Source organism: Actinomadura sp. SCN-SB (assembly GCF_043906805.1).
Taxonomy (GTDB): domain Bacteria; phylum Actinomycetota; class Actinomycetes; order Streptosporangiales; family Streptosporangiaceae; genus Spirillospora.
In genome coordinates, this window is sequence record NZ_JBIMPP010000008.1 from 1 (window position 1) to 14,080 (window position 14,080).

Below are 14,080 nucleotides of genomic sequence, written 5' to 3' on the forward strand. Positions count from 1 at the left end.
AGCACCTGCTCTCCGCGCTGCCCTGACGAGCTGTAGGCGTTGTGCGGGGCCAGGTAGCCCAGGGTGTTGTAGCCCCAGTAGTTGGTCAGGCCGCGCGCGACCAGGGCGTGCTCGGGGACGAACTGGTGCACCGGCATCAGCTCGACCGCCGTCACCCCCAGATCGGTGAAATGGTCGATCATCACCGGGTGGGCCAGCGCCGCGTAGGTGCCGCGCTGCTCCTCGGGGATCGCCGGGTGCAGCCGGGTCAGCCCCTTCACGTGCGCCTCGTAGATGAGGCTCTCGTGGTACGGGATGCGCGGCGGCCGGTCGTCCCCCCAGTCGAAGAACGGGTTCACCACCACGTTCTTGGGCATGTGGGGCGCGCTGTCGTCGGTGTTCAGGACGTCCGGGTCGGAGAACCGGTAGGAGAACAGCGACTCGTGCCACCGGATCGCGCCCTCGACGGCCTTGGCGTATGGGTCGAGCACGAGCTTGGACGGGTTGCACCGATGGCCCTCACGCGGCTCGTACGGGCCGTGCACGCGGTAGCCGTACCGCTGGCCTGGGCCGACGCCCGGCAGGTAGCCGTGCCAGACGAACCCGTCGACCTCCGGCAGGGCGATGCGCCGCTCCCGCCCCTCGTCGTCGAACAGGCACAGCTCCACCCGCTGCGCGACCTCGGAGAACAGGGCGAAGTTGGTCCCGGTGCCGTCCCATGTGGCGCCCAGGGGGTACGCCTCACCGGGCCACACCTCCTGCATCTGTTCACCTCTCGGCTCCGTCGTGGCGTGAGCCTTTGATTCCTACCCGCCTGCCTGTGGCACGGTACACCCCGGCCAGGCGAACTCCGCCCACACGACGGTGCCGGACCCGCGGCGCTCGGCTCCCCAGGCCAGGCTGAGGGCGTCCACCACTTGTAGCCCGCGCCCGCTCTCGCCGTCGTCGCCGGGGCGGGTGAGCCGCGGCGTGCCGGGCCCGCCCTGGTCGGCCAGCTCAAGCCGGAGCATCCCGTCGCCGGTGAGGAAGGTCATGGTGACATGGCCGTAGCCGTTCTCGCGGGACAGATGCCCGGACCGGGAGTGCCGGACGGCGTTGGTGAACAGTTCACTGGCCACGACGGTGAGCTCGTACAGGCCGGGGAAGCCGGGGCCGAGGAGGGCACGCGCGTACCGGCGCACCAGGCACGCGGCCGGCTCGATGCCGGGAAGGACGACGGAGCCGAGGACGGTGAGGGGGAGGTCCAGGGGAACGTCTTCCGCTTGGGATGACACGCGCCGTCTCCTTTCCGTGAGCGGGCTCCTGTGAGGGACCGGCCCACCACGAAGTACGTCCGCCCGGGGGGTTCGCGTCGCGTCGGAGGCCGAAAACTTCCGTCTATGCGGACCCTGCCGTCTCTTGACATCAAGATGACTGCGCGGAGAACCGGCCGTCCCTTGCGTCACTTCCAACGATCTGCGTCACTCCAGACGATCTCGTCCCCGGAGCGCTCATCCGTGGGCCGCAGCCCGGCGCGGCGGGCGACGGCGGCCGACGCCAGGTTGTCCGGGTGGATGCTGGCGACGATGTCGCGGACGCCGTTGCGGCCCAGCCAGTCCACCAGGCCGCGCGCGGCCTCGGTCGCGAAGCCGAACCCCTGGTAGGGCATCCCGATCACCCATGCCACCGCGGCGCGGGGACCGCCGTCCCCGGACGTCACCGTGGCCTGGACGGTGCCCACGGCCTGCCCGTCCCGGCGGCGGCGCACGATCCAGTTGAGCCAGCGCTCCCCATAGTAGGGGGAGGGGCCGGTGACCAGGTGCTCGTACCTGGCGCGCAGCTCCTCCAGCGTGAGCGGTTCGCCGCCGATGTAGCGGTGGAGCCGGATGTCGTCGAGGACCGCCGCCATCTCCTCGGCGTGGTGGGCGCCCAGCGGTTCCAGCCGCAGGCGCGTCGTCTCGATGGTCTTCGTGGTCCCGTCCCCGCCCTGTCACCGTCAGATCGTCTGCACCGCGAGCCGCCGGGTCCACGGTCCTTCCGGGTGACGCCGGGGGTCCACCCACAGCGCGGGCTGGGCACGGCGGTACACGCCGCCGGTCCCCGCGTCCCAGGGGAAGAGGCCCTGCGGGTCCGGCCACACTACCTGGAGGAACGGGATGGGGGTGCGCCGGTAGAACGCCAGGGCACCGCCGAAGGCGGCCTCGTGCCAGAGCGGGTCGGCGGCGCGGAACACCACCGGCCAGCCGCGCAGGACGTCCTCGCGCCGCTCGCCGTCGCCGGGCGCCCGTCCCTCGGCGGCCTGCCGTCCGAGCGTGTTGAGGATCTCCTCCATCTCGTAGACGTCGCCGCCGAACATCGCCAGCTCGGGGGAGTCGTGACTGTGCCAGAGCCCAATGGTGTAGGCCCAGCCGGGGCCGGCGTCGGTGGCGGGGATCAGTACCACGCTCCAGCCGTACTGGGTGACGTGGACGATCGTGCGGAGCTGGAAGTTGTCGAGCCGGTCGCGGTCGCCGTAGTCATGGCAGATGATGCAGGCGCATGCGGGACGGCCGTCGGGCATGTCGTCAAGCTTACGGCGGGTTGATCGCCGGTCGCCGATCAGCGTCCCCGCGGCGGCCGGACCCCGCGGAGCGGGGTGCAACTTTCGTCGAAAGTGGCAGGTCAGCGCTTTGGCAGCGCCGGCGCCGCCGTCAGGACGTTCCCGTCGTGGAAGCCGAAGGCCGCCCCCTCGGAACGGTACAAATCCGCGTAGGTCTCCACCCGGTCCCGATCCAGCTCGATACCCAGACCCGGCCCCGTGGGCACAGGAATCTCACCGTTGAGATAGCCGTCCACCCCACCGCCGAAGCCCCGGGTGACGTCCCCCGCGAGCAGCGCCGCGTACCCCTGGTTGGCGTACCGGAAGGTGGGGGTCGCGGCGATGACATGGACGGCGGCGGCCAAGGCCACCCCCAGCTCGCCCAGGCTGTGCTTGACCACCGGCAGGCCGGCGGCCTCGCAGATGCCGGCCGAGCGCTTGAGGTTGAGCAGGCCGCCGTCCATCTGGCTGTCCGCCGACAGCGCGTCGGCGGCGCCCGCGCGGATCACGGCGAGCTGGTCCTGCCGGGTCCAGCTCGCCTCGTTGGCCAGCAGCGGCGTGCCCACCCTGGCGCGCACGTAGGCCATCTCGTCGAGGTTGCGCCCCGACACCGGCTGCTCGACCAGCTCCAGCCCGTACCGCTCCAGCTCCCTGATCATCCGGATCGCGGTGCCCGGCGACCACGCCTCGTTGGAGTCCACCCGCAGCAGCGCGTCCGGCCCCGCCCCCGAGCGCAGCGCCTCCACCCGTTCCAGGTCGCGCCGCGGGTCGTCGGCGCCGACCTTCAGGTAGCAGGTGGAGAAGCCGGCCGCCGTCGCCAGCTTGGCCTCGGCCTCCACCTCGGCGGGCTCGGCGCGGGCCACGTAGTAGAAGAACTCGACGCCGTTCCGGAACCGGCCGCCGAACAGGTTCACCAGCGGCTGCCCGCTCACCTTGCCCAGGATGTCCCAGCACGCCGTCTCCACCGCGGCGATGGCCGGGCTGGTCATCTTGACGTGATGCCAGGTGCCGACCAGGTCGAGCCGGCGGACCAGCGCCTCGATCCGCAGCGGGTCCGCGCCCACCACCAGCGGCTCGATGCCGCGCAGCACCGCCAGCACCACGTCCGCCGACGGGTAGGCCGACGCCTCGCCCAGGCCGGTGACGCCCTCGTCGGTCTCCACCTCGATCAGGACGCTCACCTGGCCGCGGCGGCGCCCGAACGCCCAGATCTCGTCGGTGCGGAACGGCACCGCCACCGGGGTGGCGCGCAGCGCGGTGATGCGCATGGGTCCCTCCTGCTGTGAGGTCACGGTTCAGGGGTCAGGCCGCGACCAGCAGGCCGCGGGACATGCCGGTGAGCAGTTCGGCTCCGGTGTCGGTCACCAGCGCGGTGTCGGAGAGGGCGTGCCCGGCGGGACGGGTCACCCACGACATCAGGTGGAAGGTCATCCCCGCGACGATCTCCGTACGCCCGTCCGGCCGGATGCCCAGCACCTCGCCGCCGCCCACCCAGCTCGGCGGGAACCCGATCCCCACCAGGTAGCCGCAGTGGTGCCGGGACGGCCGGGCGCCGGACGAGCGGGCCGCGACCGCGCGCCGCCACGCCGCGTACACCTCGCCGGTCAGGGCGCCGGGCCGCAGCGCCTCCAGCGCCGCCTCGAACCCGGCGGACGCGGCGGCGTGCGCCTCCCGTCCCTCGTCCGGGACGTCCCCCAGGTACAGGGTGCGGCTCATGGGCGCGTGGTAGCGGCGGACGCATCCCGACAGCTCGATGAACAGGCCGTCGCCCTCGCGCAGCTCGCGCTCGCCCCAGGAGACGTGCTCCTGGTCCAGCATCGACAGCGGGCGGATCAGCGGCTCGAACCCCGGCTGCTGGCCGCCCGACGCGTACATCGCGTGCCAGATCGCCGTGGCCACCTGCCGCTCGGCCACCCCGGGACGGGCGGTCGCGAGCCCGGCGTCCATGGCCGCCCGCGACACCCGCGCCGCCGCCCGCGTGTGCTCCACCTCGGCGGGGGACTTGACCGCGCGCATCTCCGCCAGCATCGCCGTGGCGTCCAGCCACCCGCGGTGCCGCAGCGCCAGCCGCAGCCTGCCCCGGATGGACGGCGGGAAGAACATCGACTCGTCCTCGATCGCCAGCGATCCGCCGCGGGGGACCAGTTCGGCGATGGCGGCCGTCGCGGCCACCGCCGGGTCCTCGCCGTCGTGGAAGGTCAGATGGCGGCACCACGGCAGCTGGGCGCGCACGGTGGCGCGTTCCATGTCCCGCGTCACCACGATCGGCGCCCCCTCGGCCGGCACGACCAGCAGCGTGAACGCGAAGTAGCCGAGATGGTCGAGACCGGTCAGGTAGTAGATGTTCTCCGGGCTGGCCACGGCGACCGCCCCGATGCCGCGCGCCGCCATCCTCGCGCGCAGCCCCGCGATCCTCGTGCCGTGCTCGATGCCGCCCGCCGCGGCGGTGAAAGGCGCCGCGACCTGCGAGGTCTCCGCTGTCATGGGACCAGGGTGCGGCACCGGGACCGCTCAGCACCAGTAACGATTTCTGCTGTGGATCGTTAATCTGACTACATGTTCGACGTGCATCGTCTGCGGCTTCTGCGCGAGCTGTCCAGGCACGGGACGATCGCGGAGACGGCGCGGACGTGCTCGCTGACGCCCTCCGCGGTCTCACAGCAGCTCTCGGCCCTGGAACGGGAGGTGGGCACGCCGCTGTTCCTCCGCGACGGCCGCCGGCTGGCGTTCACCGAGGCGGCCCGCGTCCTGGTCGAGCACACCGAGCGGATCCTCGCCGAGCTGGAGGAGGCCCGCGCGCACGTCGCGGAGCTCACCTCCGCCGTGGGCGGCACGCTGCGGCTCGGCGCCTTCCCGACCGCCGCCCGCGCCCTGGTGCCCACCGCCCTGGCCCGCTGCAAGGAGGCCCACCCCGACCTGCGCGTCCGGCTGTCCGAGCACGAGACCGAAGGCGCGATCAAGGCCCTCACGTCGGGCCGCCTCGACGCCGCGCTCATCTACGAGTACAACCTGCTGCCCAAGGTCCGCGAGACCGGCATCGAGACCGACGTCCTGTTCCGCGAGCCGTTGCTGGCGCTGGTCCCCGCCGATCTGCACACCGGGCCGGTGACGCTGTCGGAGCTGGCCGACCAGCCCTGGATCGCCGCCCACAGCGACGACGCCCTGCACTCCATGTTCGAGCGCGCCTGCGGCCTCGCCGGGTTCGCGCCCCGCGTCGAGTACACCAGCAACGACTACACCGTGATCTTCGCGCTGGTCCGCGCCGGACTCGGGGTGGCGCTGGTGCCGCGGCTCGCCGTGGAGGCGGCCGAGGGCGGCAGCCACCTGTGCGAGATCGCCGACCTCCAACTGTCCCGGACGGTGGCCGTCGCGGTCAGGGCGGGCAGCCGCCGCAACCCGCCGATCGCCGTCGTGCTGCGAGAGCTCAGGCATGCCGCGCACACCCTGTCGAGGGACCTCGCGCACCCGCCCGAGCCGGTCGTCAGCGACGGGGGCTGACGTCGATCAGCACGCCGGGGTTGAGGACGCCGTGCGGGTCGAGCGCCTCCTTGGCGGCGCGCAGGGCGAGCGCGAACGGCTCGGGACGCTGCCGGTCGTACCCGGGACGGTGGTCGCGGCCCACGGCGTGGTGGTGGGTGATGGTGGCGCCGTGCGCGGCCAGCAGCTCGGACGCCGCCGCCTTGAGCTCGTCCCACATGGCGAGCTCGTCCCCCCGGCGGCCGGCCGCCACGACGGTGAAGTAGGGGGCGGCGCCATCGGGGTAGGCGTGCGTCAGCCGGCAGTTGACCAGCCCCTCCGCGCCGGTGACCTCGCGGATCGCGGCGCCGACGCCGGCGCGCACCGCCTCGTACAGGGCGGGGAGCCGGTCCCAGGTGCAGGCGGTCTCGAAGGTCTCGACGACGGCGCTCATCCTGGCCATGCCGTCCCGCTGGTACGGCATCCGCAGGAACGCCGAACGCCAGGAGTCCACGGCCCGGTCGCGTCCCGCGCGGCGCTCGGCGGGCGTGCCGCCGTGCGCGCGGGCGATCTCGACGGCCTCCTCCAGCCTCCCCTCGACCGGGACGCGGGCCGACTCGAAGCCGAGCACGAGCACCGCCCGGCCGTCCCGTCCGGCGCCCGACATGGCGGCCTCGCCGGGGTCCAGCAGCCGGCAGTTCGCCGGGTTCAGGCCCGCCTGGACGATCGCCCGCACCGCCTCGGCGCCCGCCGCGAACGAGCCGAAGGCCACCGACGCCGACGCCTTGCGGTCCGGCCGGTCCTGGAGCCGCATCCACGCCTCGGTGATGATCCCGAGCGTCCCCTCCGAGCCCAGGAACAGCCGGTCGGGTGAGGGGCCGGCGCCCGAGGCGGGCAGCCTCCAGGACTCGCCGACGCCCGCCGGGGTCACCACCCGCAGCGACTCGGCGAAGTCGTCGATGTGGGTGCGCAGCGTCGCGTAGTGGCCGCCCGACCGGGTGGCCAGCCAGCCGCCGAGCGTGGAGAACTCGAAGCTCTGCGGGAAGTGCCGCAGCGTGAGCCCGTACGGCCTGAGCTGATCCTCCAGGTGCGGGCCGAGCACCCCGGCCTGGACGCGGGCGGCCCGGCTGACCTCGTCCACTTCCAGCACCTTGTCCAGCCGGGTCAGGTCGAGGGACATCACCGCCTCGTGCGCGTCGCCGCGATACTCCACGCCGCCGACCACCGAGCTGCCGCCCCCGTACGGGACGACCGCCGTGCCCGTCGCGCCCGCCCAGTCCAGCAGATCCACCACGTCCCGTTCGCGGGCGGGACGCGCCACCAGGTCCGGCACGCGGCCGAGGTCGCCGCGCAGCGCCCGCACCACGTCCCGGTACGCCTTCCCGAGCGCGTGCGAGGCCCGGTCGTCCGGCGCCGTGGAGACCAGCGGCGCGAGCGACGCGGGAGGCGACACCCGCGGCTCGGGCAGCCTCAGGTCGCCGACGTCCGGCACCGGCAGGGGACGGGACGGCAGGCCGGGCAGCAGCGCGCCCAGCGCCACGCACTCCTCGTCCGTCATCGCGTCCTCGGCCCAGCCCCAGCCCCACCAGGACCGCGTCTTCGCATCGCTCACGCCCGCATCCTGGCACCGCGCGGGCGGCGGCGTGAAGGGACGACCGGGCCGCTACGAGGGACCCGCGCCCGAGGGACCCCTCCGGTGGCTTGGGCCGCGACGGCCGTCCCGTACCCTGGTGGCCGGGCCGCGGGCGGCGGGCCGGTTCCTCCTGAAGGGCCGGAGCGATCTCGTCCCCGCGGCGGATTGTCCAATGACCGTGAGGGCATACCTTCTGAGACATGAGTCAGCCCACCCCGCAGCCGGGGAGACGGTCGCAGGAGCCCCGGTCGCAGCTCCCACCGGACGCCCCCCGGCACCGTGCCGCGGGAGCGGTGCGCGCCTCCGACGCCGAGCGTGAGGCGGCCGTCGAGCGACTGCGGGTGGCCTCCGTCGAGGGACGGCTGACCTTCGAGGAGCTCGCCGAGCGTACCGAGGCGGCCTACCTGGCCGTCACCCGCGGCGACCTGGACGCCGTCACCGCCGACCTGCCCGGCATGGGCGCGCCCGGCGCCGCCCCCGCGCCCGCCCAGGTGCGGCGGCGCTTCGCCGCGATCATGGGCGACTGCACCGAGCGCATCATCGGCCGCGTCGAGCAGGAGCTGGAGGCGCTGGCGGTGATGGGCGACGTCGTCCTCGACCTGCGCGGCGCCCAGGTCCCCAGCGGCGAGGTCAACCTGATCGCCACCGCCGTCATGGGCGACGTGAAGGTGATCGTCCCGGACGGCGTCGTGGTGGAGATGAACGGCTACTGCGTCCTGGGCGAGCGCAAGGTGATGGTCCGCGAGGCCGGGTCCGGCGCCCGCGTCCCCGTCGTCCGCATCCGCGCCAACGTGATCATGGGCGATGTGAAGATCGTCGACGACGAGCACCACAACCCCGTCCGGCGGGCCATCGCCGACTGGTGGGAACAGCGCAAGACCGGACGCGACCAGCACGGGAAAGACCGGCGCGGCAAAGACTAACGCCGAGGGTGCCTGCGCGAGGCGTCGCCTCGTTCGGCCGCGCGGACGCCCTCCTCGTCGGGCGGCAGCGTGTCGGCGGCGTCGGCCCTCACCCCGGGAACACCGGTGCCGCTGACCTCGTCCCTCCGGCGGGCCGCGGCCTCGTCCCGTGGGACGACGGTACGGCCGCGCGCGTCCTCATCCCTGGTGACAGGCGCGAAACGCTTGTCATGCGTCTGTTCGGGCTCGTGCCCCGGATCCTCGCGATCGGCCATGACAACCGCATACCCGGATCGCCGCGAACATGCGGATCGAGGCGGCGGACCGGTCAGACGGCCGTGGCCCGGTCGCCCGCCGTGAGGGCCTCCGCGTAGCGCAGCGCCACCAGGTCGGCCACCTCCGGGGCGGCGCCCAGGACGTCGGACACCGCCGCCGCCCCCGCCTCCAGGGACTCGGCACGGACCTTGTCGGCGAAGTGACCGGGAGCCAGGAAGTACGAGGCCACGACGACACGGGGAGCGCCGGCGCCGTACAGCTCCCGCACGGCCGTGGCGGGGTCGGGCCGCGCGGCGGAGGCGTAGGCCGGGACGACCCTGTACCAGCCGCGGGCGCGCCACTCCCGGGCCATCCGCCCGATGGTGGCGTTCGCGGACGCGTCGCTGGACCCGGCCGACACCAGCACCACGGCGGTGCCCGGGTCGCCGATCTCCACGCCCGCCTCGGCCAGCCGGCGCTCCAGCGCCGCCGTCAGCAGCGGATGCGGCCCCAGCGTGGCGGCCGTGCGCAGCCCCAGCAGCGGATGGCGCCGCCGCACCCGCGCCAGCACACCCGGGATGTCGCTCTTGCTGTGGTACGCGGCCGTCAGCAGCAGCGGCAGCACCACCGCGTCCGACGTCCCCCGCGAGGCGAGCCCGTCCAGGACGCGGCCCGGCGTGGGCGGGGCGTGGTCGAGGAAGGAGGTCAGCACGGGCACGTCCGGCCGCCGTGCCCGCACGGCCGACAGCAACTCCTCCACGGTGGCGGCGGCACGCGGGTCCTTGCTCCCGTGCGCCACCGCGACCATGGGCGGCGAGGTCACAGGTGAATGCCGCATTCGGTCTTGCCCATCCCCGCCCAGCGCCCGCTGCGCGGGTCCTCGCCCGGCGCGACGGGACGGGTGCAGGGCTTGCAGCCGATCGAGGGGTAGCCGTCGTAGTGCAGCGGGTTCACGATCACGCCGTTGTCGGCGATGTAGTTGTCCATGTCCTCCTGGGACCAGTCCAGGATCGGGTTCACCTTCACCATGGAGCGCTTGCGGTCCCACTCGACGACCTTGCGGTCGCGGCGGCTGGAGGTCTCGTCCCGGCGGATCCCGCTGAACCAGGCCATGTAGCCCTCCAGCGCCCGGCCCAGCGGCTCCACCTTGCGCAGGTGGCAGCACAGGTCGGGGTTGCGGCCGTACAGGCGGGGCCCCAGTGCCTCGTCCTGCTCCTCGACCGTGCGGGACGGCGTCACGTTGATCACGTTCACCGGGTACACCGACTCCACCGCGTCCCGGGTGCCGATGGTCTCGGCGAAGTGGTAGCCGGTGTCGACGAACAGCACGTCGATGCCCGGCTTGACCTTCGACACCAGGTGGATCAGCGCGGCGTCCGACATCGAGGAGGTCAGGCAGATCCGGTCGCCGAACGTGGCCGCGGCCCACCGGACGACCTCCAGCGGGGAGGCGCCTTCCAGGGCCGCCGAGGCCGATTCCACGATGTCTTCCAGGTCGAGGGTCGGTCTGTCGGTCTCCAGCAGCGTCACCGAAGGCTCTCCTTGCTTTCACGGGCGGCGGTGGTCCGGGGGGATCCCACACCGAGGAAACTCAGCGAGAAGGAACGGACGCAGCCACGGCAGAACCACGCCCCGTCCCGCTCCAGCGGTTCCAGATCCTCCTCACCGCAGTACGGGCAGTAGAACGGCACCATGCGTTCGCTCATTCCTCTACCGCCCCTTTTACTTCAGATCGGCGTCGTCGGCACGCTGTACCCACGAGGCGAAGCTCTCACCCTCGCCACGCTGCTCGTCATACCTGCGCACAATGCGCTCAACGTAGTCGGTCAAACCCGCCGAGGTGGTCTTCAGCCCCCGGACCTTCTTGCCGAAGGACGCGCCGACCTGGCCGCCCAGGTGGATCTGGAAGCCCTCCACCTGGTCGCCGTTCTCGTCCACCACGAGCTGGCCCTTCAGGCCGATGTCGGCGACCTGGATGCGGGCGCAGGCGTTCGGGCAGCCGTTGACGTTGATGCTCAGCGGCTGGTCGAAGTCCGGCAGCCGCTTCTCCAGCTCGTCGATCAAATCCATGGCGCGCTGCTTGGTCTCGACGATCGCCAGCTTGCAGTACTCGATGCCGGTGCAGGCCATCGTCTGCCGCCGGAACGTCGAGGGGCGCACCTGAAGGTCGTGCTCGGCCAGCGCGGCGGCCAGGGCCTCGGTGTTCTCCTCGGGGACGTCGAGGATCACCATCTTCTGCTCGGTGGTGGTGCGGACCCGTCCCGACCCGTACCGCTCGGCCAGGTCGGCGATGACGCCCAGCAGCGGCCCGTTGACCCGGCCGACCTTGGGGGCGAAGCCGACGTAGAAGTCGCCGTCCTTCTGCCGGTGGACGCCCACATGGTCGCGGTGGGGGAGCGGCGCGGCGGGCTCGGGGCCGTCGGGCAGCGCGTACCCGAGGTACTCCTTCTCCAGCACCTCGCGGAACTTGGCGGGTCCCCAGTCGTTCACCAGGAACTTGATCCGGGCGCGGTGCCGCAGCCGCCGGTAGCCGTAGTCGCGGAAGATGGCGATGATGCCCTTCCACACCTCGTGCGCCTGCTCGGGCCGGACGAACACGCCCAGGCTCTTGGCGAACATCGGGTTGGTGGACAGCCCCCCGCCGACGAACGCCTGGTAGCCCACCTCGCCCTCGTCGTTCACCACGCCGACGAACGCCACGTCGTTGATCTCGTGCACGGTGCAGTGCGCGGTGCAGCCCGACAGCGCCGACTTGAACTTGCGCGGCAGGTTGGAGAACTCGGGGGAGCCGATGTAGCGATCGTGGATCTCCCTGATCTGCGGGGTCGCGTCCAGCACCTCGTCCTCGGCGATGCCGGCCAGCGGGCAGCCGAGGATGACGCGCGGGGTGTCGCCGCACGCCTCGGTGGTGTCCAGCCCGACGGCCTCCAGGCGGTCCCAGATCTCCGGGACGTCCTCGATCCGGATCCAGTGGAACTGGACGTTCTGCCGGTCGGTGATGTCGGCGGTGCCGCGCGCGTAGGTGGTGGAGATGTCGGCGATCGTCCGCAGCTGCGGCCCGGACAACTGCCCGCCGTCGATCCGGACCCGCATCATGAAGTAGCGGTCGTCGAGCTCCTCGTCCTCCAGGATCGCCGTCTTGCCGCCGTCGATCCCCGGCCTGCGCTGGGTGTACAGCCCATACCAGCGGAACCTGCCGCGCAGGTCGGCGGGGTCGATCGAGTCGAAGCCCGCCTTGGAGTAGATGTCGATGATGCGGCGGCGGACGTTGAGGCCGTCGTCGTTCTTCTTGTTCTCTTCGTTCTTGTTCAGCGGTTCTCGATAGCCGAGGGCCCACTGGCCCTCGCCCTTCTTGCGCTTGGTCGCAGGTGGCACGGCGCGATCCTCATCCATCCAGGTGGCGGGGACGCGTGGCGCACCGGCGGTCTCCAGCGGCCGGCTCGTCGCTGAGCGGGAACGGGTTCAGGGATGACGCCGATGCGGCACGCGCCGGTAGAACACGGGCGGCGTGGTCAGGGCGTCACAGACAGATCGCGCTGCGGACGCGCAGGAAGTCGACGTGCCGGCGCATTACCAGCAACGGATCCGCAGCAGTCATATCTGCACTCTGACATGCCGTCTCACAGGCTGTCCAGTTGCGTCCGGCATGCGGACGGGTGAGAAGAGTCATCTCCGGCCTCACCCCTGCCGCCGCCAGTTGACCCGCGGCTCGGCCGCCCTCGGCTCCGTGGGGGCCGACGCCTCGCGGGCGGGCGCCGGACGGGCCGGGCCCGGGTGATGCTGACAGTCGCACCACGATCCGCCACGGCAGTCCCCGTGGCGGTCCTCGCGGCACGCATGGCAGATCATCCCTCCATTGTCACCGACGACCGGGCATGCGCCGGACGCCGCCCGGCCGCGCTCGCCGATCTTGGGCGGAGGGGCCGTAGCGAGCGTCCAAGCGGGTACGACCACGAGCGGAAGGGTTCGGCAAGCATGAGAAGCGGTATGAGACGCGCGGACGGGGGCGTCCCGGCGGGACGGCGGCCGGGTAACGCGCGGCCGGCGCCGGACGGTGTATCGGTGTGACCACGATTCCGGACGCCGCCGGCGGCACCGTCACGGGGGACGGGGAGGGGGACGCGGTTCACAGCGGGCCGGAGACACGGCGACACCCGGACGAGCCGGAGGGGCTGGACGATCACGGCCCGCTGGCCCGGCTGGCCGGTGCCGCCCGCTCGCGGTCGCTCCGCGGCGCGCCGCGCTCGCTCGCCCTCGCCTCGATGGGAGTGCCGGGTCACCTCGTCCGGCTGCTGCGGACGGCGCGGCGTGGGCTGCCGGGCGTCCCGGTCCTGGCGATCCTGTGGGCCCTGATCCGCGGGACCGCGGTGTCGGCGTTCCGGCACCGGGTGACCGGGCTGGCGGCCGAGGCCGCCTTCTGGGCGTTGCTGTCCACGCCCCCGCTGGTCATCGGGCTGATCGGGACGATGGGCCACATCCGCGGCGTGCTGGGCCCCGACACCGTGCGGGAGATCAGGTCCTGGCTGATCGAACGCGCCCAGACCGTGCTGACGGGGCCCGCCGTGGACTCGGTGGTGGTCCCGCTGATCGACGACGTGATCCGCGGCGGCCGCCCGGACATCGTGTCGGTCAGCTTCCTGATCTCGCTGTGGGCGGGCTCCCGCGCCACCAACGTCTACGTGGACACCATCACCATCGCCTACGGCCTGTCCGGCATCCGCGGGGTGATCAGGACCCGGCTGCGCGCGTTCGTGCTCTACCTGCTCGGGCTGCTCGTCCTGATCATCGTGCTGCCGCTGCTGGTGGCGGGCCCGACGCTGGCGCAGCACGCGCTGCCCGAGAGCGCTCCGGCGATCACGATGCTGTACTGGCCGGTCGTGGTGACGCTGTCGATCGTGTTCCTGGCGCTGCTGTACCACATGAGCGTTCCGGTGCGGACCTCCTGGTGGCGCGAGGTGCCCGGGGCGGGGCTCGCGCTGCTGATCTGGATCGTCGGCAGCGTGGCGCTGCGGCTGTACCTGGCGGGCTCGCTGACCGGGGTGTCGGTGTACGGGTCGCTGTCCGCCTCGATCGCCATGCTGGCCTGGCTGTACGTGGCGGCGCTCGCGGTCCTGATCGGCGCCGAGCTGAACGCCGAGATCGACCGGCGCTGGCCCAGCGCGAACACCGCCAGGGCGCGCGCGGTGCGCGAGACGGCGCGTGCGGACGATCCGCCTTCCTCCGTTTCCTCGGACGAAGGTCACCCGGACGAAAGGTAAAAACCACCACTAGACGGGACCTGAAAAGTCCAAAAATGTC

At 72.6% G+C, this 14,080-nt stretch carries 14 protein-coding genes and 1 pseudogene; 3 read left to right on the plus strand and 12 right to left on the minus strand.

The window, feature by feature from the left end:
• The 6 genes and pseudogenes from ACGWYJ_RS07160 to ACGWYJ_RS07185 form a co-directional block, all read right to left on the minus strand.
• A pseudogene (locus ACGWYJ_RS07160) lies at positions 1-743 on the minus strand (glycogen debranching enzyme); the annotation flags it as partial.
• A 42-nt stretch (positions 744-785) separates the two neighbouring features.
• The gene (locus ACGWYJ_RS07165) at positions 786-1,253 is read right to left on the minus strand and encodes an ATP-binding protein (RefSeq protein ID WP_395104828.1); all 468 of its coding nucleotides are present in this window, start codon (positions 1,251-1,253) and stop codon (positions 786-788) included.
• Between the two features lie 167 nt (positions 1,254-1,420).
• Positions 1,421-1,921, minus strand: a complete 501-nt coding sequence (locus ACGWYJ_RS07170) for a GNAT family N-acetyltransferase (RefSeq protein ID WP_395105010.1) — start codon at positions 1,919-1,921, stop codon at positions 1,421-1,423.
• Between the two features lie 33 nt (positions 1,922-1,954).
• Complete coding sequence (locus ACGWYJ_RS07175; RefSeq protein ID WP_395104829.1) at positions 1,955-2,518, minus strand: DUF4262 domain-containing protein; 564 nt, start codon at positions 2,516-2,518, stop codon at positions 1,955-1,957.
• Between the two features lie 101 nt (positions 2,519-2,619).
• Positions 2,620-3,804: a mandelate racemase/muconate lactonizing enzyme family protein gene (locus ACGWYJ_RS07180; protein WP_395104831.1), complete on the minus strand. Its 1,185-nt coding sequence runs from the start codon at positions 3,802-3,804 to the stop codon at positions 2,620-2,622.
• A gap of 34 nt (positions 3,805-3,838) precedes the next feature.
• The gene (locus ACGWYJ_RS07185; protein ID WP_395104833.1) at positions 3,839-5,020 is read right to left on the minus strand and encodes a M24 family metallopeptidase; all 1,182 of its coding nucleotides are present in this window, start codon (positions 5,018-5,020) and stop codon (positions 3,839-3,841) included.
• A gap of 72 nt (positions 5,021-5,092) precedes the next feature.
• Here ACGWYJ_RS07185 and ACGWYJ_RS07190 point away from each other — a divergent pair, with 72 nt between their 5' ends.
• Positions 5,093-6,034, plus strand: coding sequence for a LysR substrate-binding domain-containing protein (locus ACGWYJ_RS07190; protein WP_395104835.1), 942 nt, complete (start codon positions 5,093-5,095; stop codon positions 6,032-6,034).
• On the opposite strand, the gene ACGWYJ_RS07195 is transcribed toward ACGWYJ_RS07190, so the two are convergent.
• Positions 6,018-7,604, minus strand: coding sequence for an FAD-binding oxidoreductase (locus tag ACGWYJ_RS07195; RefSeq protein WP_395104837.1), 1,587 nt, complete (start codon positions 7,602-7,604; stop codon positions 6,018-6,020). The genes ACGWYJ_RS07190 and ACGWYJ_RS07195 overlap by 17 nt on opposite strands.
• A 221-nt stretch (positions 7,605-7,825) precedes the next feature.
• Between ACGWYJ_RS07195 and ACGWYJ_RS07200 the strand changes: the two genes are divergently transcribed.
• On the plus strand, positions 7,826-8,548 hold the full coding sequence (locus tag ACGWYJ_RS07200; protein WP_395104839.1) for a DUF1707 domain-containing protein: 723 nt from the start codon (positions 7,826-7,828) through the stop codon (positions 8,546-8,548).
• Here the strand turns inward: ACGWYJ_RS07200 and ACGWYJ_RS07205 are convergent.
• From ACGWYJ_RS07205 to ACGWYJ_RS07225, 5 genes are read right to left on the minus strand one after another with little or no spacing between them, the layout of a single operon-like run.
• Positions 8,545-8,802 (minus strand): hypothetical protein, encoded by a 258-nt coding sequence (locus tag ACGWYJ_RS07205; protein ID WP_395104840.1) that lies wholly within the window; start codon positions 8,800-8,802, stop codon positions 8,545-8,547. The two genes, ACGWYJ_RS07200 and ACGWYJ_RS07205, sit on opposite strands and share 4 nt — an antisense overlap.
• A 53-nt stretch (positions 8,803-8,855) precedes the next feature.
• Positions 8,856-9,620, minus strand: coding sequence for a sirohydrochlorin chelatase (locus tag ACGWYJ_RS07210; RefSeq protein WP_395104842.1), 765 nt, complete (start codon positions 9,618-9,620; stop codon positions 8,856-8,858).
• Complete coding sequence (locus ACGWYJ_RS07215) at positions 9,602-10,312, minus strand: phosphoadenylyl-sulfate reductase (protein ID WP_395104844.1); 711 nt, start codon at positions 10,310-10,312, stop codon at positions 9,602-9,604. The genes ACGWYJ_RS07210 and ACGWYJ_RS07215 overlap by 19 nt, the downstream gene beginning before the upstream one ends.
• Positions 10,309-10,488, minus strand: coding sequence for an Insertion element protein (locus tag ACGWYJ_RS07220; RefSeq protein ID WP_395104846.1), 180 nt, complete (start codon positions 10,486-10,488; stop codon positions 10,309-10,311). Before ACGWYJ_RS07220 ends, ACGWYJ_RS07215 begins: the two co-directional genes overlap by 4 nt.
• Positions 10,489-10,504: 16 nt before the next feature.
• Positions 10,505-12,175 (minus strand): nitrite/sulfite reductase, encoded by a 1,671-nt coding sequence (locus ACGWYJ_RS07225; protein WP_395104848.1) that lies wholly within the window; start codon positions 12,173-12,175, stop codon positions 10,505-10,507.
• Positions 12,176-12,846: 671 nt separating this feature from the next.
• On the opposite strand from ACGWYJ_RS07225, the gene ACGWYJ_RS07230 reads away from it, so the two are divergent.
• Positions 12,847-14,040: a YihY/virulence factor BrkB family protein gene (locus ACGWYJ_RS07230; protein WP_395104850.1), complete on the plus strand. Its 1,194-nt coding sequence runs from the start codon at positions 12,847-12,849 to the stop codon at positions 14,038-14,040.
• The last annotated feature ends 40 nt before the right edge of the window (positions 14,041-14,080 follow it).